Source organism: Klebsiella sp. RCJ4 (genome assembly GCF_009025755.1).
GTDB lineage: Bacteria > Pseudomonadota > Gammaproteobacteria > Enterobacterales > Enterobacteriaceae > Klebsiella > Klebsiella michiganensis.
In genome coordinates, this window is sequence record NZ_WCIN01000041.1 from 166,935 (window position 1) to 190,750 (window position 23,816).

Genomic DNA, 23,816 nt, shown 5'->3' on the forward strand with positions numbered 1-23,816 from the left:
TGCGATGAAAATAACATTACTTGTGACCTTACTTTTTGGCCTGGTATTTATGACAGCGGTGAGTGCCGCGGAAAAAGAGTTGACCCCTCAGCAGCAAAAGATGAGCGTCTGCAATAAAGAAGCGTCATCGAAGTCGCTGAAAGGGGATGAGCGTAAAACGTTTATGAGTAGCTGCCTGAAGAAAGATGGCGCCGCGCAGGACGGTAAGGGGCTAACGCCTCAGCAGCAGAAAATGCGCGAGTGTAACGCTCAGGCGACCCAGCAGTCCCTGAAAGGGGACGATCGCAGCAAATTTATGAGCGCCTGCCTGAAAAAACAGGTGTAAGAAATGGGCGGGTGAGGGAAACCTCACCCGCTATTCGCTATTGCAATCAGGAACGGCTCAGCTTCTCTGATTTCTCCATGCATTTCACCATCGCTTCGATGACGGCAGAACGGAAGCCTTTCTCTTCCAGCACGCGCACGGCTTCGATGGTGGTGCCGCCGGGCGAACACACCATATCCTTCAGCGTTCCCGGATGCTCGCCGCTTTCGAGTACCATTTTGGCCGAGCCCATCACCGCCTGCGCCGCGAATTTATAAGCCTGCGCGCGGGGCATTCCGCCAAGCACAGCGGCGTCGGCCATCGCTTCGATAAACATAAAGACGTAAGCCGGCGCGGAGCCGCTGACGCCGACCACCGGATGAATCATCGGCTCAGCAATGATTTCCGCCTGACCAAAGCAGCGGAATATGGTCAGGATCTCCGCGGTTTCTTCGGCGCTGACCAGCGCATTCGGCGTGACCGACGTCATCCCCGCGTTGACCAGCGAAGGCGTGTTGGGCATCGCGCGGACTATTTTGCGGTCATGGCCTAAGGCGCGCGCCAGCTGGTCGAGCGTTACGCCCGCGGCGATAGAAACCACCAGAGAGTCTTTATTCAGGCTGGAGGCGACGTCGCTGAGCACTTTTACCATCACGCCCGGCTTTACGGCGCCAAAAACGATATCCGCCACCTGAGCCACTTCCTGCGCGCTTTGCGCCGCATTAATGCCGTATTGGTCGTGCAGGGCCGCCACTTTATCCGGCGACGGGGTATAGACCCAGATTTGACCCGGCTGCACCTGCCCGCTGGCGATCAGGCCGCCCAGGATGGCCTTGCCCATGTTGCCGCAGCCGATAAAGCCGATTTTCTTCTCCATCACCAATCCCCTTTGTTTGTTTTATCGTTAGCGATATAGCTTAACATCTTGTTGCTTTCGCGGAAGGCAAAAGCAGGCGACAATACGGCATCTCTTTTTCATCGACAGGAGCCGCAATGGCTATTTGGGTTGATGCGGACGCGTGTCCGAACGTCATTAAAGATATTTTGTTCCGCGCCGCCGAGCGCGCGCAAATCTCGCTGACGCTGGTTGCTAACCAGCCTCTGCGCGTCCCGCCGTCGCGCTTTATCCGCACGCTGCGCGTGGCGCAGGGGTTTGACGTGGCGGATAACGAAATCGTACGTTTATGCGAGCCGGGAGATCTGGTGATTACCGCCGATATTCCGCTGGCGGCGGAAGTGCTGGAGAAAGGCGGGGCGGCGCTGAATCCACGCGGTGAACGCTACAGCGAGGCGACCATTCGCGAACGCCTGACGATGCGCGACTTTATGGAAACGATGCGGGCCAGCGGCGTGCAGACCGGCGGCCCGGATAGCTTATCCCAGCGCGATCGGCAGCAGTTTGCCGCCGCGCTGGAGAAATGGCTGTTAGACGTTAAGGGCCAGCAGGGTTAAACCCAGCTGTCGTCGTCGCTGCCGAAATCATCATTGCCGAAACCGGCGTCAAAGTCGGCGTCATAATCGTTGTTGTCGGCGAGGAACTGCCCGTCATCCTGGCGGAAGGTATCGTCAGCGACGCTATTGTCCTGCGCCTGGCTGAGATCCGGCTGCGGTTTCTCTTCGATGATATTGACGATCTCCTGCGGATGCGAGCCGCTAAACATATTGGTCAACATGTTTCCCAGCACCACGCCGCCCGCGACGCCTGCCGCCGTTTGCAGCGCGCCGGCCATAAAACCGCCGCCGCTGCGCGACGCCTGAGGGGCGTAGTTCTGCTGCTGCGCCTGCGGAGCATACTGAGGCTGGGCGCCGGCCTGCGGTCGGCCATACTGCTCGGCGCCAGGAATCGGGTCGGAACCGCGCGACTGACCGCCGCCAAACAGGCCTGAGAGAAACCCGCCGCTGCTCGGCTTCGCGGCCTGAAGCTGGGTCACCTGGCTCTCCAGCGCCTGAATACGGTCGTTGAGCTGTTTGATCGCCGCTTCCTGAATCAGAATCGTTTGCGCCATATAGTAAGGGGCGAACGGCTGCTCTTTAATGTGCCCGGCAATCCGCTCCTCAGCGCTGGCATCCCGTGATGCGCTGTGGCTCTCGGCCTCTTTTAATCGGGAAAACAGTCCATCGATAAGGCGTTGCTCTTCAGATTGCATACTACATACCTCTGTCATACTGATTGATTAGCTTCAGATTCGCTCCGAAGCACGCATCTTGTAAATATGCGGCAGCGTAAAGCTGTGCAGAAATGTGTTACTGTTTACGCCAGACTGCGAACAAAAAATAACTTCTGTACAAAAGTAAAGCTGGCATAACACCAAATGCAATGATAAGTTTACATTAAATGTCCTTTCTAATACTAAGGTGAAAGGGTTTGTAGATGGTGTGTAACGTTTATTTTACGATTTGCGTTGGGTAAGTTTGCGGTACCATTGTTTCTCTTTTCGCTTTCATTTATCCGCAAAATGCGGAACCAAGGGGTCTTCGGTAATGACACAGCTAATATTTCTTGTCGGGCCTCGCGGCTGCGGTAAAACGACCATCGGACATGCGCTGGCGAAAGCTCGCAGCTTTAAGTTCGCCGACACGGACCATGAGCTGCAGGAGCATGAGCAGCGCACGGTAGCGGCTATCGTCCAGCAGGAAGGCTGGGAACGCTTTCGTGCGCTGGAAACGCAGGCTTTAGAACGCGTCGCTCAACCCGCGACGATCATCGCCACCGGCGGCGGCATTATCCTCAGCGAATACAACCGACAGTTTATGCGGGAAAATGGCATCGTTATCTATCTCGAGGCCTCGGTTTCCGCGCTGATTGACCGCCTTGAAGCCTATCCGAAGGCGGAACAGCGCCCGACGCTGACCGGAAAGCCCATCCGCGATGAAGTGGGTGAGGTGCTGGCGCAGAGGGAAGCGCTGTATCGCGCGGCCGCGCATCATATTATTAATGCGACCGCCACGCCGGATGAGGTCGTGGAACAGATTATGACCACCGTCTGCGGCGAGACCTATACCAGTTAAGACTTTGCCTGGGGTAAACGGATCGGCAGCGCCTATACTTTAAAGCTCTTAAGGTAAAAAAAGGAAACGCTATGCCGACCAGACCTCCATATCCAAGGGAAGCGCGTGTTGTCGCCGTTGAAAAGGGCCCGCAGGGCCAGACGGTCACCTGGTATGAACTGCGCGCCGATCACCCGACGCCAAACTCACTCATCAGCGAACATCCTACAGAACAGGAAGCGCTGGACGCCAAACGGCGTTACGAAGATCCTGATAAGTCTTAATTCCTCTTAAATGTCCGGGATTCGTTCTGAAAAGATCGCTACCGGACATGTATCACATTTTTAATCTATTAACGGTACTAATGATTACCTAAGGTACAGATTTTCAGGAGCGTTTTTGACGCTTCTGGAATCTTTACATTCCATATCAGCCGTAACCTGCTACGCTTCTCGACGGTTGCTTTGGGTCACCAGGGGGCAGAAGTTGTAAATAAAAGCCTGTTTTGAAACAGCGGTTGTGAAAAGGTAAACGATATGAGTAGTGCATCGATGGCAATCTTGACCATTGGGGTCGTACCCGTGGCGGAGATGCTGCCGCTTTTAACTGAACATATCAGGGAAGACGAGATCGCCCACATTAGCCTGCTCGGCAAAATGACGCGCGAAGACGTTATGCGGGACTACAGCATAGAGCCCGGCGATGAGATGCTATTGACCTTGCTTAACGATAATCAAATTGCGCAGGTCTCACGGCAGAAGGTTGAGCGTGATTTACGTAGCGTCATTGCGATGCTCGATAAACAAAATTACGACCTTATTTTACTCATGAGCACTCATCCCTTTAGCGGATTTACGGCGAATAATGCGATCCTGCTTGAGCCGCAAAGAATTATTCCGCCGCTGGTCGCGTCGATTGTCGACGGCCATCAGGTGGGGGTGATTGTTCCGGTTGAAGAGATTTTGCCGCTGCAGCGGAATAAATGGCAGGTATTAGAAAATACTCCGTTTTACGCCATTTCCAATCCGGTGAGCGGCGGTAAAGAGGAGTTAATCGCCGCGGGCAGGGAGTTGATTGAACAGGGCGCAGACGTATTAATGCTGGATTGCCTTTGCTACCACCAGCAGCATCGCGACATATTACAAAAGGCGCTGGATATTCCGGTTCTGTTGTCAAATGTGCTGGTTTCACGGCTGGCGGCAGAACTATTAGTTTAACCTGATGTAACGCGTTAATTTTACGTGACAGGGGCAAGGAGCGCCCCCTATATTGTGCCTTCAACACAAGATCATAAGGGCGAGTTTATGCTTCAAAGCAATGAATACTTTGACGGAAAAGTAAAATCTATCGGCTTCACCAGCAGCAGCACCGGTCATGCGAGCGTGGGCGTGATGGCGGAAGGGGAATATACCTTTGGTACCGCGCAGCCGGAAGAGATGACCGTAGTCAGCGGCGCGCTGAACGTACTTCTGCCGGGAGAAACCGAGTGGAAAGTCTATGCCGCCGGGGAAGTATTCAACGTTCCGGGGAATAGCGAGTTTAATCTGCAGGTGGCTGAGCCGACCTCTTATCTGTGCCGCTACCTGTAATGTTCGTTTCCTTCCTGCGCTGGCAGGAAGGAATTCACGAGATTAGCGCTGCGCTTCGCCGCCTAGCCCTTCCACCAGATTCTGAATCAGCGCGGCCAGCTCGCCGGTCATCAGAATAAAGTCCGCGTCAAAACGCTGGGCGAAATCTTCCCGATCGATATCTTCATTCTGATCGCGCAGTTCGTCGCAGAACTTCAGGCGTTTAATCGAACCATCATCGCACATTAAGAACTGAATGCGCTGCTGCCAGTCGAGCGCCAGCTTGGTGACGACCTTACCGGCTTCAATGTGCACGGCGATCTCGTCGCTCACCAGATCCTGTTTTTTCGCGCGGATCACGCCGCCGTCTTCCAGCATCGCTTTCAGCTCGGCTTCATCCAGCAGCTGGAAGCCCTGAGCCACGGTACCGGAACGCACCCACTCGGTCAGCGTCAGTTCGATCGGGGTTTCCAGCGCCAGCGGAACAACCGGCAGCGAGCCCAGAGTTTTACGCAGCAGCGCCAGCGTATCTTCCGCTTTTTTGGCGCTGGCGCAGTCCACCATGATCAACCCGTTGACGGTATCGATCCACATCATGGTCTGGCTGAAGCGGCTGAAGGCGCGCGGCAGCAGGGAATGCAGCACTTCATCCTTCAGAGAATCTTTTTCGGTTTTTTTCAGCTTACGGCCCTGCTCGGCTTCCAGCTTGAAGATCTTTGCTTCCAGCGCCTGTTTGATCACCGGAGACGGCAGGATCTTCTCTTCTTTACGCGCGCAGATAACGATCTGGCCATTTGCCGTATGCGTCAGCGCATCGCTGTGCGATCCCATCGGCGGTACCCAACCGGTTTTGGCCATATCCTGGCTGCCGCAAGGAGTAAAGGTCAGCTCGGCCAGCTGTTTTTCCATCTCCTCGGCGCGCAGGGAAATGTCGCGGCTGAGACGATAAACCATTAAATTTTTGAACCACAGCATGATAATTTCCACGGCTTAGTCGTTAAATCCAGCGGGCATGATAGCGAATTGTCGCTATGCTTGCATTGTTAATCGGGAGAGGAATTCACAGTGCGCATTGGCATTGATTTAGGCGGAACCAAAACGGAAGTCATCGCGCTGAGCGACCAGGGAGCGCAGCTATTTCGTCATCGCCTGCCTACGCCAGGGGGCGATTATCGCCAGACAATAGAGACGATAGCCTCGCTGGTCGAGATGGCCGAGCAGGCTACCGGGCAGAGCGGCACGGTCGGCATCGGCATCCCCGGGTCGATTTCGCCCTATACCGGCGTGGTCAAAAACGCTAACTCAACCTGGCTCAACGGTCAGCCGTTTGATAAAGACCTTAGCCAGCGTCTGCAACGGGAAGTGCGTCTGGCCAACGATGCCAACTGCCTCGCGGTGTCGGAAGCGGTAGACGGCGCGGCGGCCGGAGCGCAAACGGTATTTGCGGTGATTATCGGCACCGGCTGCGGTTCAGGCGTGGCGCTTAACGGACGCGCCCATATTGGCGGCAACGGTACGGCGGGCGAGTGGGGGCACAACCCGCTGCCGTGGATGGATGAAGATGAACTTCGCTATCGCGCTGAAGTACCGTGCTACTGCGGCAAGCAGGGCTGTATTGAAACCTTTATCTCCGGTACCGGCTTTGCGACCGATTACCGGCGGTTAAGCGGTCATGCGCTAAAAGGCAGCGAGATTATGCAGCGCGTGGGCGAGCGGGATCCGGTGGCGGAGCTGGCGCTGAGCCGCTATGAGATGCGGCTGGCGAAGTCGTTGGCTCACGTGGTTAACATCCTCGATCCGGACGTTATTGTGCTTGGCGGCGGAATGAGCAACGTTGACCGTCTCTACCAGACGGTGCCGAATCTGCTAAAACCATGGGTATTCGGCGGTGAATGCGAGACGCCGATTCGCCGGGCGGCGCACGGGGACTCCAGCGGCGTGCGCGGCGCGGCCTGGCTGTGGCCGCTGTAATCATCAATCCGCTGCGCGGCCTGAACGGCGCAGCGGGTACCCCGCGGATTACCGGTCCGGGATCTCCTCCAGGCTGTAGTAAATCGACAGCCCCCTTTTTTTACCCTCCTCAATATCCAGGTCCGCTCCCCGGGATTCGCCCGGCATGCGCAATATAGCGTCGCAGCGGCTAATGACACGGTGAGCGACCGGATAGAGATATTCCTCGCTAATCGCATCGCCAATTTCCGTTGAACCCGCAGCTTTGGCGATGGGCAGAGCCAGCCATTCGCCGACCACGGGGATATGGCCTTTCTGGTAAACGCGTAGCGCAACCTGGGCCATATTGTTCAGGTTAGCGTCGATAAGTTCCGCGCGATTGTGGGTGCCGCTGCGTACCGGGCCGGCAATCAAAATAAGTAAGCTTTTCATGGTTAAGACCTTCTTAATGGGCCAGAGGGGATGGGACGATGCTGCCGGAGGCTGCAGCACGCCCTCAGAAAAAGTTATCAATGCACGGTTTTGCACGAATAGATGTGGTTAAAATAATAAGCACGGTTTTTATGCATGATTTCGCCTGATGCTCATCGTTAAAGCAACGAATTTAAACTTATCATGCAAATTCGTGCAATATCAAGATTTATCGTGAATGCTGAGCCCGGGCAACGGCGCGACCTCTCCCGTGGGGGAGAGGCTTGAAGACAGGTGCGGAGAGGGAAATTTATTCGACGGCGAAAGCTTTATCGAGACGGCTATAGCCCAGCCCGTTGATTTTTTTAACTTTAATTTGCACAGGAATGCGCTCTTTCATCGCCTCAACGTGGCTGATGACGCCGATAATCTTGCCGCTGGCGTTGAGCGCGTCCAGCGCATCCAGCGCGGTATCCAGGGTTTCGCTGTCCAGAGTGCCGAAGCCCTCATCGAGAAACAGCGAGTCTATTCGCGTTTTATGGCTCACCAGATCGGAGAGCGCCAGCGCCAGCGCGAGGCTCACGAGGAAGCTCTCGCCGCCGGACAGCGTCCGGGTGTCGCGCACCGCGTCCGCCTGCCAGGTATCGACCACTTCCAGCTCCAGGGCGTCGCTGGCTTTGCGTTGCAGCAGATAGCGGCCGTGCAGGCGGTTGAGCTGATGGTTGGCCAGCCACACCAGGTTATCCAGCGTCAGGCCTTGCGCAAACTTACGGAATTTATCGCCCTCTCTGGAGCCGATAAGCGCGTTCAGCCATCCCCAGTCTTCCACTTCCTGCGCAGCGCGTTCCATCTGCTGGCGTAACGACCGCTGACGCTGCTGGTTTTCTGCATTCTGCTTCAGCTGCTGGCGAATCTCTCCCTGACGGGCGCTGTTTTCCCGCAGCAGCGTCGTCAGCTGCTGAAGCTGTTCCTGTACCCGCTCAAGAGGCTGGCTGATATCCGTTTCCGCCGGCGGCTGCTGGCGGTGGCTGTCCAGCGCCTCGCGGGCCCGCATCGCCAGCGCCTGATTCTGCTGTAGCGTAGTTTCCAGCGTCTGCTTCAGGCGTTCAAGGCGCCGGCGCGTCTCCTCATCGAGCAGCGCGGCGAGAAACGCCTGCTGGTCAGCGAACGGGCTGGCGGCCAGCGCCGCGCTGAACTGCGCTTCGCTCTCTTTCAACTGAGCCTGCTGCTGGCTCTCCTGCTGCCCCAGGGTTTGCCACTGGCTCTGAAGCGCGAGACAGTCGTCATGCACCTGGCGCCAGCCGTCCAGCGGCGCGGGTTCCGCCGCTAAGTCCGTTTCCGGCAAGGACTCCAGCAGCGGGGTCAGCTGCTGAAGCTGTTCCTGCAGGGCGATCAGTTCGTTCTGTTTGGTCTGCCAGCCGCGGGTCTCGTCTTCCCGCTGCGCCAGCCAGCCTGCGGCCTGCTCTGCTGCCGGTAAACTTAGCGCAAATGCGGCCAGTTCAGCCGCCAGCGCGGCGCTGCGCTGCGCTTGTTCCTGCTGGAGCTGCTGGAGCTGCTGCTGGCACTCCTGCTGCTGGGCCTGCCAGGCCAGACGCTGCTGATGCTGATACAGCCGCTGTTCATGCTCCTGCTGCGCGTTTAGCCAGCCGGGAATGTCATCCTTTGGCGTCAGGTCGATATTTAATCCGGCGATCGTCGCCTGCCAGCGTGAGGTAAGCGCTTGCTCCTGCTGCAGAAGCGATGCTTTCTCGGTGGCCTCTTTTTGCTGCTGCTTAAGCAGGGCGTCCAGCTCGCCGCGCACCAGGGCGCCGGCCTCCGCCAGCTGTTTGACTTCGCGCTCAAGCGCATCGCGCCGCGCCTGATTTACGCCGGGAACCAGCGCCTGATACTCGGCGACGGCCGGATGCTGCGCGGAACCGCAGAGCGGACAGGGGGAACCGGGCTGCAGGCGGGCTCGCTCGGCCTCCAGGCCGGCAATGCGCGCTTCCATTTCGCACAGGGCTTTGACATCGCTAAACTGCTGATTCTTCTCTTTATAGGCCTGACGGCGCTGGGCCAGGGTGGTTTCCAGCCGCTCCTGCTCCTGCTTACTGGCCTGCCCGGCGGCATGAAGCTGGGATAAACGCTGGCTCAGCGGCTGCAGCTGGCCATGCAGGGCCGCGAGCTGCTGGCGCAGAGCGCGCGCCGCGGCGTGCTGCGCGAGGCCGGCGCTGACCTGCTCAGCATCCAGCGCCAGCCCGTCGGGCGGCAGTTCGCACAGCCGACGGCTGGTTTCCGCCAGACGCTGCTGCAGCGCGGCTTGCTGCTGCGTATCGCGGGCCTGCTGCTGGAAAGCTGCCCGCCAGCCCGCCAGCGCATTGCCCCATCGCTGGTAGCGGTCGTGCTCTTTTAGCCATGCGGCGAGCGTTTGCTGGTGGTTCTGCAGGCGTTCAGATTGCTGCCGGGCGGCGAGGCGAATCCCCGCTCGCAGCCGCAGTCGTTCATGTAAGCGAGTATTTACTTCTTCTCTCAGATTGCGGGTTTGCGCCAGCGCGGCGGTTTGCTCCTGTTGACGCGCCCACTGCGGGCGTAGCTGCTCCGCGGGCTGGGCATTCAGCAATACGGTAAGCTGCGGTTGCGCCTGCTCCAGCGCAGCCTGCGCTTCGCGTAGCGCGGTTTGAGCCTGCCGATCTTCTGCCGTCAGCTCTGCGCCGCGTACCAGCCACTGACGGGCATTTTGCAAGCGGGTTTGTTCGCTAACATGCTGTTTTTCTTCATCAGTAAGCGCTTGCAAACTTTGTTGGAGCGCCTGCTGCTGTTCGTCGCTCAGCAGCAGCACGCCGGAGGCCTGGGCCTGAATTTTCTCCAGCTCGACGCGGGCCTGCTTATGCTTTTCAAAGACCTGTGCCGAAATCTGGCCGTAAATCTCGGTGCCGGTCAGCTCCTCCAGCAGCTCGGCGCGCTCTTTCGGTTTCGCGTTCAGGAAGGCGGCGAACTGCCCCTGCGACAGCAGCATCGAGCGGGTGAAGCGGCCATAGTCCAGGCCGGTGAGCGAGGCGGTCAGTTCCAGCTTATCTTTGACCTTATCGGCGAGGATCTTGCCGTCCTCGCAGCGCGCCAGCTCGACGCGCGGAACCTGCAGGTTGCCGTCCGGCTGGTTTCGCGCCCGGTTCTGGCTCCAGAAGGCGCGGTAGGCGATGCCTTTTACCTCAAACTCCACTTCCGCCAGGCATTCGGCGGTGTCGCGGGTCATCAGATCGTTCTGCGATTGCGACACGCTGCTCAGGCGCGGGGTTTCGTGATACAGCGCCAGACAGATAGCATCCAGCAGGGTGGTTTTTCCGGCGCCGGTTGGCCCGGTAATCGCGAACAGTCCGTTGCTGGCGAAGGGCTCAGCGGTGAAATCAATTTTCCATTCGCCTTTGAGTGAGTTGAGGTTTTTCAGGCGTAAGCTGAGTATTTTCACAGGCGATCCTCACCGTTCAGACTATGCAGCGTTTCATTAAAGAGCTGTTCCAGGCGCTGCTGCTGCGTTGCTTCCAGCGTTTCCAGCGCCAGACGGCGGGCGAAGACGTCCTCCACCTGCAGTTCGCTGAGGGTCTCGCGCTGAGCGCCGGCCAGAATGCGATCGCGCTGGGCGCGGCTGCGGCGCACCAGCAGCACTTCTACCGGCAGCGTTTCGGTCTGCGCCTGGATTTTACGTTGGATATCATGCATATATTCGTCGCTGGTGACTTCTATATCCAGCCACGCTGAGGGCTGCTGGTCGTTATTCTGCCATTGGTTTAGCTGTGCGCTAATGCTGGCGAAATCGCCCTTCAGGACCGCCAGCGGCTGGGTGACGGGGACGATAAGCGGCGTGACGTCCGTCAGGCAGCCGTTAGCGAAAGTGACCAGATTGACGCTCTTATTTTTCCCGGTTTCGTCAAAGCTCAGCGGGATGGGCGAACCGCTGTAGCGGATATGTTCGCAGCCGCCGACCACCTGCGCCCGGTGAATGTGGCCGAGCGCGATATAGTCGGCGGGCGGAAAACGGCTCGCCGGGAAGGCGTCCAGCGTACCGATATAGATTTCGCGAACCGCGTCGCTTTTGCTGGCGCCGACGGTGGTTAAATGGCCGCTGGCGATAATCGGCAGCGCCCGGTCGCCGCGCAGTTCGCAGGCCAGCTGGTACTGCTGCTGGTAGTAGTCGCTGATGGCGCTGAGCAGCAGCTGCTGCTTTTCGCCGCCAGAGTGCCCGGCCTGGCTGGTCACCAGCTCACGCGGGCGCAGGAACGGTACCGGACAAAAAATCGCCCCCGGCGTACCGTCGCGCAGCGGCAGGATAAAAGGGGCGTGGCCGGCATTGGCCACCACCGTCGTATTCAGGAAGGCGAGAATGTCTCGCGACTCGTTGAGGGTGGCAACCGAATCGTGGTTTCCCGCCAGCACCACCAGCCGGCAGCGGGTCTGCTGCAGCTGAACGACAAAGCGGTTATACAGCTCGCGCGCGTAGCTCGGCGGTGAGCCGGTATCAAAAATATCGCCCGCAACAATAATGGCATCGACGTCATGCTCCTGCGCGCTGGCCAGCAGCCAGTCGAGAAACGCCTGATGTTCGGCGGCGCGACTTTTGCTGTAAAAATTTTGTCCAAGGTGCCAGTCAGAGGTGTGAAGGATGCGCATAGTTGTTCCATAGCGAAAAAGCGTAAGCGGCATTATATACCCGTCATCCTTCAAGTTGCTTATGCGTTGGCTACGTCCAGCCACCTGGTTACCTGTGCTTGTGGGGAGTGAAACCTGAATTATTGAGGGGATAACGCTGCTTTTGGGTGAGTTAAGTCCGTGTCACAATTCGAAATCCGCGTTCATCTGGCGGTCATTTTTTTCATAAATCTGTCATAAATCTGACGCATAATGGCCGCGCACTTCTATACTGATGGCTAAAAAATACAGGGTAAATAATGGCGAGAAGAATTCTGGTCGTTGAAGATGAAGCTCCAATCCGCGAAATGGTTTGCTTTGTTCTGGAGCAAAACGGCTTTCAGCCCGTCGAGGCGGAAGATTTTGACAGCGCGGTCAATCAGCTCAATGAACCCTGGCCTGATTTGATCCTCCTTGACTGGATGCTGCCGGGCGGGTCGGGTCTGCAGTTTATTAAACAGCTCAAGCGTGAAGCGATGACCCGTGATATTCCGGTGGTGATGCTGACCGCCCGCGGCGAAGAGGAAGATCGCGTCCGCGGCCTGGAGACCGGCGCCGATGACTACATCACTAAGCCGTTTTCCCCGAAAGAGCTGGTGGCGCGAATTAAAGCCGTGATGCGGCGCATTTCGCCGATGGCGGTGGAGGAGGTGATTGAAATGCAGGGGCTGAGCCTCGACCCCTCTTCGCATCGCGTCATGACCGGCGAAAATCCGCTGGATATGGGGCCTACGGAGTTTAAATTACTCCACTTCTTCATGACGCACCCGGAGCGAGTCTATAGCCGCGAACAGCTGCTGAATCACGTCTGGGGAACCAACGTTTATGTCGAAGACAGAACGGTAGACGTGCATATTCGCCGTCTGCGCAAAGCGCTGGAACATAGCGGCCATGACCGGATGGTACAAACGGTTCGCGGTACGGGATATCGTTTCTCCGCCCGTTTCTGAATGCTGACAGGAGTGTGAACCGTGCTGGAACGGCTGTCATGGAAAAGGCTGGCGCTTGAGCTTTTCTTGTGTTGTATCCCGGCCCTGATCCTCGGGGCGTTTTTAGGTTATCTGCCGTGGTTTTTATTGGCGGCAGTGACCGGTCTTCTTGTCTGGCATTTCTGGAATCTGATGCGCCTGTCGTGGTGGCTGTGGGTTGATCGCAGCATGACGCCGCCGCCGGGCAGCGGCAGCTGGGAGCCGCTGCTTTACGGACTGCACCAGATGCAGATGCGTAATAAAAAGCGCCGCCGTGAGCTGGGAAGCCTGATTAAGCGCTTTCGCAGCGGGGCGGAGTCTCTGCCGGATGCGGTGGTGCTGACCACCGAAGAAGGGGTGATGTTCTGGTGCAACGGTCTGGCCCAGCAGATCCTGAATCTGCGCTGGCCTGACGATAACGGGCAGAACATCCTTAACCTCTTGCGCTACCCTGAATTTGCCAATTATCTGAAATACCGCGATTTTTCCAAACCGCTCAATCTGGTGCTGAATAACGGCCGTCATCTGGAAATTCGCGTGATGCCCTATAGCGATAAACAGCTGCTGATGGTGGCGCGCGATGTCACGCAGATGCACCAACTGGAAGGGGCGCGGCGAAACTTTTTCGCCAACGTCAGCCACGAACTGCGCACGCCGTTGACGGTGCTGCAGGGGTATCTGGAGATGATGCAGGAGCAGGTGCTGGAAGGGGGAACGCGCGAAAAAGCATTGCACACCATGCGTGAACAAACCCAGCGCATGGAAGGCCTGGTTAAGCAACTGCTGACGCTGTCGCGAATCGAAGCCGCGCCGGTACTGGCGATGAACGATAAAATCGATGTGCCGATGATGCTGCGGGTGGTCGAGCGCGAGGCGCAAACGCTAAGCCAGCAGAGGCAGGTGCTGCATTTTTCGGTCGATGAATCGCTGAAAGTACTGGGTAATGAAGAACAGCTGCGCAGCGCCATTTCCAACCTGGTCTATAACGCGGTCAACCATACGCCGCCGGGCACGGACATTACCGTAAGCTGGCAGCGCGCGCCGCACGGAGCGTTGTTCAGCGTCGAAGATAACGGGCCGGGCATCGCGCCGGAACATATTCCGCGTCTGACCGAGCGTTTCTACCGGGTGGATAAAGCGCGTTCAAGGCAGACCGGCGGCAGCGGTCTGGGGCTGGCGATCGTCAAACACGCCGTCAGCCATCACGATAGCCGCCTCGAAATTGAGAGTACGCTGGGGAAAGGCACCCGCTTTAGCTTCCTGTTACCGGAACGTTTAATTGCCAAAAATTGAGCCCGAGCGGCCGGGTGTCAGAATAACTTGCCAATGACCAGCTTCGGCTGGTCATTTTCCTTTGCAGCGCAATCACAGCTGCGTAATTAACGAACGCTAGCTGCTTTTTTGTTCGCATGATAAGCCAGATGTTTTCTATCCATCAGGTAAATAATTCTACGCATCAAAATAGAGTTAGCATAATCATCTGCTTTTGCGATCCCTCCTTGCTTTAAAACGTTATAAGCGTTTAAATTGCCCCCCTACGGTCGCAGACAGACTGTTTTTGCGTGGTAATTCAAAAAACAATTCTTTTCCACGCCGCTTTGGGAGCATATCCCGCTGAGTTTACTGACAATGGCCGCTGTATCATCCCCAGGGAAAAGGCGCGGTATTTATCCGTTTTTACAACACCACATCCACAGGCTGTAATGAATTTATGACCCATCAGTTAAAATCTCGCGACATCATAGCGTTGGGCTTTATGACCTTCGCGCTGTTTGTCGGCGCAGGCAATATTATCTTTCCCCCAATGGTTGGCTTACAGGCCGGCGAACACGTCTGGAGCGCGGCCATTGGCTTTCTGATTACCGCCGTGGGTCTGCCGGTGCTAACGGTCGTGGCGCTGGCAAAAGTCGGCGGCGGCGTAGAGAGCCTGAGCACGCCGATTGGTAAAGTCGCCGGTATCCTGCTGGCGGTCGTCTGCTATCTGGCCGTAGGGCCGCTGTTCGCGACCCCGCGTACCGCGACCGTCTCTTTTGAGGTGGGGATTGCCCCGCTGACCGGCGACGGCCCGCTGCCGCTGCTGATTTACAGCGTTATCTATTTTGCGCTGGTGATCCTCGTTTCGCTCTACCCGGGCAAGCTGCTGGACACCGTGGGGAATTTCCTCGCGCCGCTGAAAATTATCGCCCTGATTATTCTCGCCGTGGCGGCAATCGTCTGGCCTGCCGGTCCGCTGAGCCACGCGATGGAAGCCTACCGCACCGCGCCGTTCTCTAACGGCTTCGTCAACGGCTATCTGACCATGGACACCCTCGGGGCAATGGTCTTTGGTATCGTGATTGTTAACGCCGCGCGTTCTCGCGGCGTCACCGAAGCCCGCCTGCTGACCCGCTACACCGTCTGGGCTGGCCTGATGGCCGGCGTGGGCCTGACGCTGCTGTACCTGGCGCTGTTCCGTTTAGGTTCCGATAGCGGCACGCTGGTGGAGCAGTCCGCTAACGGCGCGGCGATTCTGCATGCTTACGTCCAGCACACCTTCGGCGGCGCGGGAAGCTTCCTGCTGGCGGCGCTGATCTTTATCGCCTGTCTGGTGACGGCGGTGGGCCTGACCTGCGCCTGCGCGGAGTTCTTTGCCCAGTACCTGCCGTTCTCCTACCGTACGCTGGTGTTTATCCTCGGCCTGTTTTCGATGGCGGTCTCCAACCTCGGCCTGAGCCACCTGATTCAGATTTCGATTCCGGTGCTGACGGCTATCTATCCGCCGTGTATCGCACTGGTTGTATTAAGCTTTACCCGCGGTTGGTGGCATAATTCGTCCCGCGTTATCGCCCCGGCAATGTTTATCAGCCTGATGTTTGGTATCATTGACGGCATTAAAGCGTCGGCGTTTGCAGAGATGATGCCGTCCTGGACCGCGCGTCTGCCGCTGGCGGAGCAGGGTCTGGCCTGGCTGATGCCAACCGCCGTTATGGTGGTGCTGGCGGTTATCTGGGATCGCGCAGCGGGACGTCAGGTGACATCCAGCGCGCACTAACCGACGCTTTACACAGGTGTTTAACCACGGGACTTCAGGTCCCGTGGTTTTTTGTTTTATTGGTCACCCTCCTTTGTTCTTTGCCCCCGCGAAGGCCAGAGGAGAAAAACGGCATGGAACACGATGGAAAGTAGTAACAAGCTTAAGCGCGGGCTAAGTACCCGGCATATTCGCTTTATGGCGCTGGGGTCGGCAATCGGTACCGGCCTTTTCTATGGTTCGGCTGACGCGATTAAAATGGCGGGGCCGAGCGTTCTGTTGGCTTATATTATCGGCGGCGCCGCGGCCTACATTATCATGCGCGCGCTGGGCGAGATGTCGGTGCATAACCCGGCCGCCAGTTCATTCTCGCGCTACGCGCAGGATTATCTTGGCCCGCTGGCGGGCTATATCACCGGCTGGACCTACTGTTTCGAAATTCTGATTGTCGCCATCGCCGACGTCACGGCCTTCGGTATCTATATGGGCGTCTGGTTCCCGGCGGTACCGCACTGGATCTGGGTACTCAGCGTGGTGCTGATTATCTGCGCCGTCAACCTGATGAGCGTGAAGGTCTTCGGCGAGCTGGAGTTCTGGTTCTCCTTCTTCAAAGTCGCCACGATTATCATCATGATCCTCGCCGGTTTCGGCATCATTATCTGGGGTATTGGCAACGGCGGGCAGCCGACGGGTATCCACAACCTCTGGAGCAACGGCGGCTTCTTCAGCAACGGTTGGCTGGGGATGGTGATGTCGCTGCAGATGGTAATGTTCGCCTACGGCGGGATCGAAATCATCGGTATCACCGCCGGCGAAGCGAAAGATCCGGAGAAATCCATTCCGCGCGCCATTAACTCGGTGCCGATGCGTATCCTGGTGTTTTACGTCGGGACGCTGTTTGTGATTATGTCTATCTATCCGTGGAACCAGGTGGGGACCAACGGCAGCCCGTTCGTACTGACCTTCCAGCATCTCGGCATCACTTTTGCCGCCAGCATCCTGAACTTTGTGGTGCTGACCGCTTCGCTGTCGGCGATTAACTCCGACGTCTTTGGCGTGGGGCGTATGCTGCACGGCATGGCGGAACAGGGCAGCGCGCCGAAGATGTTCGCGAAAACCTCCCGTCGCGGGGTGCCGTGGGTGACGGTGACGGTGATGACGATTGCCCTGCTGTTCGCGGTCTATCTTAACTACATTATGCCGGAGAACGTCTTCCTGGTGATCGCCTCGCTGGCGACCTTCGCCACCGTCTGGGTGTGGATTATGATCCTGCTGTCGCAGATCGCCTTCCGTCGCCGCCTGCCGCCGGAAGAGGCGAAGGCGCTGAAGTTCAGGGTGCCTGGCGGGGTCGCGACCACGGTGATTGGCCTGCTGTTCCTGGTCTTTATTATCGGTCTGATCGGCTACCATCCTGATACCCGCATCTCGCTGTACGTTGGCTTTGCGTGGATTCTCCTGCTGCTGATTGGCTGGCAGTTTAAAACCCGCCGCGAGCGAAAACTGGCGAAAGCCTAGTCATTTTCGTTCTCTTCTTGCCGGATACGCACGCACGGGCTATCCGGCAAGCTATCCCTCCACCCCCGCCATCCTCCCCCAATAATTCTGCCGATGATGAGTCATACGCCAGTACGCTGTGGCAAGGTGTGCCCATTCTGCAAAGAGAGGAATAATGATGTTGAAGGCATGGCACCTCCCGGTTGCTCCGTTTATTAAGGAACAGCAGGAACGACTGATTATTACGCTATGGTTAAGCGGGGACGATCTGCCGCCGCGGGTCACGCTGCGCGCGGAAGAGGATAACGAAGAGCTGTCGCTGCCGATGCACCGCCTGCGGCAGGAGCCGCATCCGGGCGTGGTGGCGTGGCGCGGGGAAATCAGCCTCGTTAACGGGCAGCCGCGTCGGCGTTACAGCTTCAAGCTGCTGTGGGCCGACCGCCAGCTGTGGTTCACGCCGCAGGGGTTCAACCGCTTTCCGCCGGCGAGGCTGGAGCAGTTTGCGGTCGATCTGCCGGACAGCGGACCGCAGTGGGTAGCCGATCAGGTATTTTATCAAATCTTCCCTGACCGTTTTGCCCGCAGCGAGTCTCGCGAAGCGGGACAGGATGCGATTTATTACCATCACGCCGCCGGTCACGACATCGTACGCAAAGCGTGGGATGAACCGCTAACCGCCGAGGCGGGCGGCTCCACCTTTTACGGCGGCGATCTCGATGGTATCAGCGAGCGGCTGCCGTACCTGAAGCAGCTTGGCGTAACGGCGCTGTACCTGAACCCGGTATTTGTCGCCCCCAGCGTGCATAAATATGATACCGAGGATTATCGTCGCGTTGATCCGCAGTTTGGCGGCGATGCGGCGCTGCTGCGCCTGCGCCACCATACGCAAAAAGAGGGAATGCGTCTGATCCTCGATGGCGTGTTCAACCATAGCGGCGATTCGCATGCCTGGTTCGACCGCCACCAGCGCGGTAGCGGCGGCGCCTGCCATAACGCCGATTCGCCGTGGCGCGACTGGTATAATTTTTCCCCCGAGGGCGTTGCCCACGACTGGCTGGGATACGCCAGCTTGCCTAAGCTGGACTACCGGTCGTCGACGCTGATCGATGAAATCTATGGCGGGGAAGATAGTATCGTGCGCCACTGGCTGAAAGCGCCATGGAGCATGGACGGCTGGCGCCTGGACGTGGTGCATATGCTGGGCGAAGAGGGCGGGGCGCGCAATAACCTGCGCCATATCGCCTGCATTACCCAGGCGGCGAAGCTGGAGCGGCCGGACGCTTTCGTGTTCGGTGAGCATTTCGGCGACGCGCGCCAGTGGCTACAGGCCGACGTTGAAGACTCGGCGATGAACTACCGCGGCTTTACCTTTCCGCTGTGGGGCTTTCTCGCGAACACCGATATCTCCTACGATCCGCAGAAAATCGATGCGCAGACCTGTATGGCGTGGATGGATAACTATCGCGCCGGACTGTCGCACCAGCAGCAGCTGCGGATGTTTAACCAGCTCGATAGCCACGATACCGCGCGCTTTAAGTCTCTGCTCGGCAAAGATGTTGCCCGCCTGCCGCTGGCGGTGGTGTGGCTATTTAGCTGGCCGGGCGTGCCGTGCATTTACTACGGCGATGAAGTGGGCGTGGATGGCAATAACGATCCGTTCTGCCGTAAGCCGTTCCCGTGGGATCCGGCTTTGCAGGATGGCGCTCTGCTCGAACTGTACAAGCGGATGAGCAAGCTGCGTAAGGCCAATCAGGCGCTGCGCTACGGCGGCTGTCAGGTGATTTATGCCGAAGATAACGTGGTGGTGTTCGTGCGCGTCTATAAGCAGCAGCGCGTGCTGGTGGCGATCAACCGCGGCGAAGCCTGCGAGGTGGTGGTGGAGGATTCGCCGCTGCTCGACGTCACCGGCTGGCAGCTGAAAGAGGGCGCCGGGGCGCTACACGACGGCGTGCTGACGCTACCGGCGATCTCCGCCAGCGTCTGGTTTAGCCGCTAGTCGTAAAGCTGGCTCAGGCTTTCACTTTGCAAAATGGCCTCGCGCCACCAGCGCTGGGCCAGCCCGTCGTTGCCGCTGCGCCAGGCCATATAGGTGATATCTTTCTCGCGGCAGGAGATGACGGCCTTTTCGACCAGCTCGCCTTTTTCCAGCCACGGCCGGGCAATGTGGCGCGGTAAAAAGCCGCAGCCCAGCCCGGCGCGCAAGAGTTCGACTTTACTGGCGAAATCATCGACGCGGATTTGCGGCTGCTCGTCGAGCAGGTTGCTGTTGAGCGGATGGCAGTAGCGGGCGCTGTCGCTGATGACCACCGCGCGATGCAGGCTGAGCTGCTTGTTGGTCAGCGGTTGGGTTGTTTCCGCCAGCGGATGCCCCGGCGCGATGACGAAAATATTGTCCATGGCGCCGAGCATTTTCCACGACCATTCGGCGGAGGTCGGCGGTTCATTGATCGCCCCGAGAATAATATCCGCGCCGTTGTGGGTGAGCTCTTCCCACGAGCCCGCAAGGGTATGGTGGGTAAAGTTAAGGCGGGTTTGCGGATGCTGGGCGTAGAACGCGTCGATCAGCGGCAGCAGCGCGCTAAACGGGAAAGAGTCATCCAGGGCGATTGCCAGATCCCGTTCCCAACCGGCGCTGAGCTGCACCGCCTGCTTTTCCAGATCTTTGGCGGCATTCAGCAGCAATCGGCCTTTCTCCAGCATCATTCTGCCCGTATCGGTAAATTTCGCCCGGTGCCCGGAGCGATCCAACAGAGTGATATTCAGATCGTTTTCCAGCTTTTGAATCATGTAGCTCAGCGCGGCAGGGGTTTTAAATAGCGATTCTGCGGCGGTGGCAAAAGAGCCATGTTTGTCCAGCGCGTCGAGAATCAACAGGACATCAAGGTTCAGGCGCATGCGTCAGCTTCCGGTAAAAAAGAGTGCCTCCGTTTTACCGGAGCGCCCTGTTCAATTCCAGTGAATAATTTAGAACGGTTAACCGTAAAAATTTGATAAACATAATTTCGCCCATCTTGTAATGGTTAATCGAATAGCCATCACTTTTCGCTTTGGAAATAAATCAGAAAAAAATCTTTAATAACTCGTTAGAAATTACTGACTATACTCACCATGTTTTATCAGTCAGGATCCAGACAGCACAACGGAAACGGTAGTATCTTTTTAACTCATTGATTAACAGGATATGTTATGTCTATTCGTGAACTGATCGATCCCTCAAACTCAGCGCTTATTTTTATTGACCACCAGCCGCAAATGTCTTTTGGCGTGGCCAATATTGACCGCCAGACCCTGAAAAATAATACGGTGGCCTTAGCCAAAGCGGGCAAAATTTTTAATGTTCCGGTGATTTATACCTCAGTAGAAACCAAAAGCTTCAGCGGCTATATCTGGCCGGAACTGCTGGCCGTACATCCTGATGTGAAACCTATTGAACGTACCTCAATGAATTCCTGGGAAGACGCGGCTTTTGTTGAAGCGGTAAAGGCGACCGGACGCAAGAAACTGATTATTTCCGCACTGTGGACAGAAGTCTGCCTGACTTTCCCGGCGCTGATGGCGCTGGATGCGGGCTATGAAGTTTACGTGGTGACCGATACCTCCGGCGGCACCTCGGTTGATGCCCACGAACGCTCCATTGACCGTATGGTGCAGGCCGGCGCGGTGCCGGTAACCTGGCAGCAGGTGCTGCTGGAGTACCAGCGCGACTGGTCGCGTAAAGAGACGTATGACGCGGTGATGGACCTGGTGCGCGAGCACAGCGGCGCCTACGGGATGGGCGTGGATTACGCTTATACCATGGTGCACGGCGCCCCAGAGCGTAAAGCTTAAATACACTTCATCCTTCAAGCTGCCTCTTTGTTGGCTTCGTCTGCCCGCCTCGACGCAGCATGAATGATTTTTTGTATGGTCATGTATAGCGAATGGCGGCGGACAACCCGCCATTCCCTGAAGCAAGGAACTCTTAATGGCGCAACAGAAATCGGTGACCCTGGTGATCAGCCATGTGCTCGACCCGGAGCATGGCCAGCAGTATGAAGCGTGGCTGGGCAAAATTATGCCGATTGCGGCAGAGTTTCCCGGTCATCTTGGCGCAAACGTCATTCGTCCGGCCCCCGGGCAGAATTTATGGAGCGTGATTATTCGCTTCGACACCATTGAGCATCTTTACGCCTGGACCCAGTCGGAGACCCGCCGCCAGCTTGTGGCGGAAATTGCGCCGCTGCTGAGCGAAGGCGATCGTACCGAAGTCCGGACTGAACCGGCCTTCTGGTTTACGCCGCCCGCGGCGAACGTGCGCCAGCCGCGACGCTGGAAGCAATTTTTAATCACCCTGCTGGTGATTTTCCCCAGTACTAATCTGGTGCCATCAATAACCGGAATACTGTTGCCCTCGTTGAAGGGAAGCCTGTTGCTGCATTTGATCAATGATGCCTGTGTGGTCGCGCTGGTGGTCTGGTTCTGGATGCCCATCGTGACCCGTCTGTTTGCTGGCTGGTTAAAGAAAAACTGAGCCAGTCTCCTGAAGGAGTGCGTTATGTCGCAAACTGCCACACTGATCCTGACCCACGGTCGGGTTCATACTCTCGATCGTCAAAATCCCCTGGCCGATGCGGTGGCGATCGCTGACGGTAAAATTCTCGCCGTCGGTAGCCACGATCGGATCATGAGCTTTGCCGCGGACGGGACGCAAATTATCGATCTCAAAGGCCATACGGCGATCCCCGGCCTGAGCGACTCCCACCTGCACCTGATCCGCGGCGGCCTGAACTACAATCTGGAGCTGCGCTGGGAGGGGGTTCCCTCGCTGGCGGACGCGCTGCGGATGCTAAAAGATCAGGCCGACCGCACGCCGTCGCCGCAGTGGGTGCGGGTGGTCGGCGGCTGGAGCGAGTTCCAGTTCGCCGAACGGCGGATGCCGACGCTGGAGGAGCTTAACGATGCGGCGCCGGATACGCCGGTATTTGTCCTGCATCTGTACGATCGCGCATTGTTAAACCGCGCGGCGCTGAAGGCGGTGGGCTACACCAAAGAGACCCCGGATCCGGCGGGCGGCGAGATCGTTCGCGACGGTAACGGCAACCCGACCGGGATGCTGATCGCCAAACCCAATGCGATGATCCTCTACTCGACGCTGGCCAAAGGGCCGAAGCTGCCGCTGGAACTTCAGGTCAACTCAACGCGGCAGTTTATGCGCGAGCTTAATCGTCTGGGGCTGACCAGCGCTATTGATGCCGGGGGCGGTTTCCAGAACTACCCGGAAGATTATGAAATTATTGAACAGCTGCACGCCAAAGAGCAGATGACCGTACGTATCGCCTATAACCTGTTTACCCAGCGGCCTAAGCAGGAGCTGGAAGATTTTGAGCGCTGGACCGATATGCTCAAGCCGGGACAGGGCACCGATTTTTACCGCGCCAACGGCGCCGGGGAGATGCTGGTTTTCTCGGCGGCGGATTTCGAAGACTTCCTCCAGCCGCGTCCGGATCTGCCGGAAGGGATGGAAGATGAGCTGGAGCGGGTGGTGCGCCATCTGGTTGAACACCGCTGGCCGTTCCGCCTGCACGCCACCTATGATGAATCCATCAGCCGGATGCTCGACGTCTTCGAGAAGGTGAATCGCGATATTCCGTTCAACGGGCTGCACTGGTTCTTCGATCATGCGGAAACCATCACCGAGCGCAATATCGAACGCGTTAAAGCGCTGGGCGGCGGCATTGCCGTACAGCACCGTATGGCTTTCCAGGGCGAATATTTTGTCGACCGCTACGGTAAAGACGCGGTCAAACATACGCCGCCGGTCGCGAAAATGCTCGAACTGGAGGTTCCGGTGGGTCTGGGGACGGATGCCACCCGCGTGGCGAGCTACAATCCGTGGACCGCGCTTTACTGGCTGGTATCAGGGCGTACCGTCGGCGGGATGGCGATGTACGACGACAGCAACCGCCTGCCGCGCGACGTGGCGCTGGAGCTGTGGACGGCGGGAAGCGCGTGGTTTTCCAGCGAGCAGGGCAAGAAAGGGCGCATTGAGCAAGGCCAGCTTGCCGACCTGGTGGTGCTGTCGAAAGACTACTTCAGCGTCGCGGAAGAGGAAATCAAGGGGATCGAGTCGGTGCTGACGGTGGTGGACGGCAAGGTGGTGTACGCGGCGGGACACTTTTCGCCGCTGGCGCCGCCGCCTATTCCGGTGCTGCCCGAGTGGTCGCCGGTGGTGAAAGTTCCGGGCCATTACCGTTCCGCGCCGCCGACGGCCGCGAATATCGGCGCGATAGTTCAGATGCACCAGTGCTGCGGCAGCTGCGGCGTACATGGACATCAGCATGATATTGCGCGCAAATCGGCGATTCCGGTTGCCGATGAGCAGGCGTTCTGGGGCGTACTCGGCTGCTCCTGCTTTGCTTTTTAGCGCGACGGGCGCTTATTAGTACCGGTAGGCCAATGAGAGCATCAACGCCCTCATTGGC

Annotated in this window: 22 protein-coding genes; 15 read left to right on the forward strand and 7 right to left on the reverse strand. The window is 57.7% G+C overall.

All coding sequences use genetic code 11. From position 1 onward, the window contains the following. Window positions 1–4: 4 nt before the first annotated feature. Window positions 5–325 carry a phosphate starvation-inducible protein PsiF gene (gene psiF / locus F8562_RS19695; protein WP_004132478.1) on the forward strand — a complete coding sequence of 107 codons (321 nt, stop codon included), beginning with the start codon at window positions 5–7 and terminating at the stop codon, window positions 323–325. A gap of 46 nt (window positions 326–371) precedes the next feature. Here the strand turns inward: psiF and proC are convergent, their stop codons facing one another. Beyond that, window positions 372–1,181, reverse strand: a complete 810-nt coding sequence (gene proC, locus F8562_RS19700) for a pyrroline-5-carboxylate reductase (protein ID WP_004848157.1) — start codon at window positions 1,179–1,181, stop codon at window positions 372–374. A gap of 116 nt (window positions 1,182–1,297) precedes the next feature. On the opposite strand from proC, the gene F8562_RS19705 reads away from it, so the two are divergent. Then, window positions 1,298–1,756, forward strand: coding sequence for a YaiI/YqxD family protein (locus F8562_RS19705; protein WP_014837561.1), 459 nt, complete (start codon window positions 1,298–1,300; stop codon window positions 1,754–1,756). On the opposite strand, the gene F8562_RS19710 is transcribed toward F8562_RS19705, so the two are convergent. Next, window positions 1,753–2,451, reverse strand: a complete 699-nt coding sequence (locus tag F8562_RS19710; RefSeq protein ID WP_014228142.1) for a DUF2076 domain-containing protein — start codon at window positions 2,449–2,451, stop codon at window positions 1,753–1,755. The two genes, F8562_RS19705 and F8562_RS19710, sit on opposite strands and share 4 nt — an antisense overlap. A 334-nt stretch (window positions 2,452–2,785) precedes the next feature. Here F8562_RS19710 and aroL point away from each other — a divergent pair, with 334 nt between their 5' ends. The 4 genes from aroL to ppnP all read left to right on the forward strand — a co-directional run bounded on the left by aroL (window position 2,786) and on the right by ppnP (window position 4,881). Next, the gene (aroL, locus tag F8562_RS19715; protein WP_004848163.1) at window positions 2,786–3,313 is read left to right on the forward strand and encodes a shikimate kinase AroL; all 528 of its coding nucleotides are present in this window, start codon (window positions 2,786–2,788) and stop codon (window positions 3,311–3,313) included. Window positions 3,314–3,384: 71 nt separating this feature from the next. After that, a complete protein-coding gene (locus F8562_RS19720; RefSeq protein ID WP_004129622.1) occupies window positions 3,385–3,576 on the forward strand; it encodes a YaiA family protein in 192 nt (63 codons plus the stop codon). A gap of 252 nt (window positions 3,577–3,828) precedes the next feature. Continuing rightward, window positions 3,829–4,509 carry an AroM family protein gene (locus F8562_RS19725; protein ID WP_165795123.1) on the forward strand — a complete coding sequence of 227 codons (681 nt, stop codon included), beginning with the start codon at window positions 3,829–3,831 and terminating at the stop codon, window positions 4,507–4,509. An 87-nt stretch (window positions 4,510–4,596) separates the two neighbouring features. Continuing rightward, a complete protein-coding gene (gene ppnP / locus F8562_RS19730) occupies window positions 4,597–4,881 on the forward strand; it encodes a pyrimidine/purine nucleoside phosphorylase (RefSeq protein ID WP_014837563.1) in 285 nt (94 codons plus the stop codon). A 42-nt stretch (window positions 4,882–4,923) separates the two neighbouring features. Here the strand turns inward: ppnP and rdgC are convergent, their stop codons facing one another. Further along, window positions 4,924–5,835 (reverse strand): recombination-associated protein RdgC, encoded by a 912-nt coding sequence (gene rdgC, locus F8562_RS19735; protein WP_004099396.1) that lies wholly within the window; start codon window positions 5,833–5,835, stop codon window positions 4,924–4,926. Window positions 5,836–5,925: 90 nt separating this feature from the next. On the opposite strand from rdgC, the gene mak reads away from it, so the two are divergent. Then, on the forward strand, window positions 5,926–6,831 hold the full coding sequence (gene mak, locus F8562_RS19740; RefSeq protein ID WP_014837564.1) for a fructokinase: 906 nt from the start codon (window positions 5,926–5,928) through the stop codon (window positions 6,829–6,831). Between the two features lie 48 nt (window positions 6,832–6,879). Here mak and F8562_RS19745 read toward each other — a convergent pair whose 3' ends face one another. The 3 genes from F8562_RS19745 to sbcD all read right to left on the reverse strand — a co-directional run bounded on the left by F8562_RS19745 (window position 6,880) and on the right by sbcD (window position 11,865). Further along, window positions 6,880–7,242 carry an NUDIX hydrolase gene (locus F8562_RS19745; RefSeq protein ID WP_014228145.1) on the reverse strand — a complete coding sequence of 121 codons (363 nt, stop codon included), beginning with the start codon at window positions 7,240–7,242 and terminating at the stop codon, window positions 6,880–6,882. A 289-nt stretch (window positions 7,243–7,531) separates the two neighbouring features. Then, window positions 7,532–10,666, reverse strand: a complete 3,135-nt coding sequence (gene sbcC, locus F8562_RS19750) for an exonuclease subunit SbcC (protein WP_014837565.1) — start codon at window positions 10,664–10,666, stop codon at window positions 7,532–7,534. After that, window positions 10,663–11,865, reverse strand: a complete 1,203-nt coding sequence (sbcD, locus tag F8562_RS19755; protein WP_014228147.1) for an exonuclease subunit SbcD — start codon at window positions 11,863–11,865, stop codon at window positions 10,663–10,665. The genes sbcC and sbcD overlap by 4 nt, the downstream gene beginning before the upstream one ends. Window positions 11,866–12,143: 278 nt before the next feature. Here sbcD and phoB point away from each other — a divergent pair, with 278 nt between their 5' ends. From phoB to malZ, 5 genes are all read left to right on the forward strand, one after another. Next, window positions 12,144–12,833 (forward strand): phosphate response regulator transcription factor PhoB, encoded by a 690-nt coding sequence (phoB, locus tag F8562_RS19760; protein WP_004099401.1) that lies wholly within the window; start codon window positions 12,144–12,146, stop codon window positions 12,831–12,833. Window positions 12,834–12,854: 21 nt separating this feature from the next. Next, complete coding sequence (gene phoR / locus F8562_RS19765; RefSeq protein ID WP_004848171.1) at window positions 12,855–14,144, forward strand: phosphate regulon sensor histidine kinase PhoR; 1,290 nt, start codon at window positions 12,855–12,857, stop codon at window positions 14,142–14,144. Window positions 14,145–14,562: 418 nt separating this feature from the next. Further along, window positions 14,563–15,882, forward strand: coding sequence for a branched-chain amino acid transporter carrier protein BrnQ (brnQ, locus tag F8562_RS19770; RefSeq protein WP_014837566.1), 1,320 nt, complete (start codon window positions 14,563–14,565; stop codon window positions 15,880–15,882). 123 nt (window positions 15,883–16,005) lie between these two features. Beyond that, the gene (gene proY, locus F8562_RS19775) at window positions 16,006–17,376 is read left to right on the forward strand and encodes a proline-specific permease ProY (protein WP_014228149.1); all 1,371 of its coding nucleotides are present in this window, start codon (window positions 16,006–16,008) and stop codon (window positions 17,374–17,376) included. A gap of 157 nt (window positions 17,377–17,533) precedes the next feature. Next, the gene (malZ, locus tag F8562_RS19780) at window positions 17,534–19,351 is read left to right on the forward strand and encodes a maltodextrin glucosidase (protein ID WP_014837567.1); all 1,818 of its coding nucleotides are present in this window, start codon (window positions 17,534–17,536) and stop codon (window positions 19,349–19,351) included. Here the strand turns inward: malZ and F8562_RS19785 are convergent. Beyond that, on the reverse strand, window positions 19,348–20,250 hold the full coding sequence (locus tag F8562_RS19785) for a LysR family transcriptional regulator (RefSeq protein ID WP_014228151.1): 903 nt from the start codon (window positions 20,248–20,250) through the stop codon (window positions 19,348–19,350). The two genes, malZ and F8562_RS19785, sit on opposite strands and share 4 nt — an antisense overlap. 291 nt (window positions 20,251–20,541) lie before the next feature. Between F8562_RS19785 and F8562_RS19790 the strand changes: the two genes are divergently transcribed. The 3 genes from F8562_RS19790 to F8562_RS19800 all read left to right on the forward strand — a co-directional run bounded on the left by F8562_RS19790 (window position 20,542) and on the right by F8562_RS19800 (window position 23,758). Next, on the forward strand, window positions 20,542–21,183 hold the full coding sequence (locus F8562_RS19790; protein ID WP_004848179.1) for a hydrolase: 642 nt from the start codon (window positions 20,542–20,544) through the stop codon (window positions 21,181–21,183). 136 nt (window positions 21,184–21,319) lie between these two features. Continuing rightward, a complete protein-coding gene (locus F8562_RS19795) occupies window positions 21,320–21,865 on the forward strand; it encodes an antibiotic biosynthesis monooxygenase (RefSeq protein ID WP_014228152.1) in 546 nt (181 codons plus the stop codon). A gap of 24 nt (window positions 21,866–21,889) precedes the next feature. Further along, window positions 21,890–23,758 carry an amidohydrolase gene (locus tag F8562_RS19800; RefSeq protein ID WP_014837568.1) on the forward strand — a complete coding sequence of 623 codons (1,869 nt, stop codon included), beginning with the start codon at window positions 21,890–21,892 and terminating at the stop codon, window positions 23,756–23,758. The last annotated feature ends 58 nt before the right edge of the window (window positions 23,759–23,816 follow it).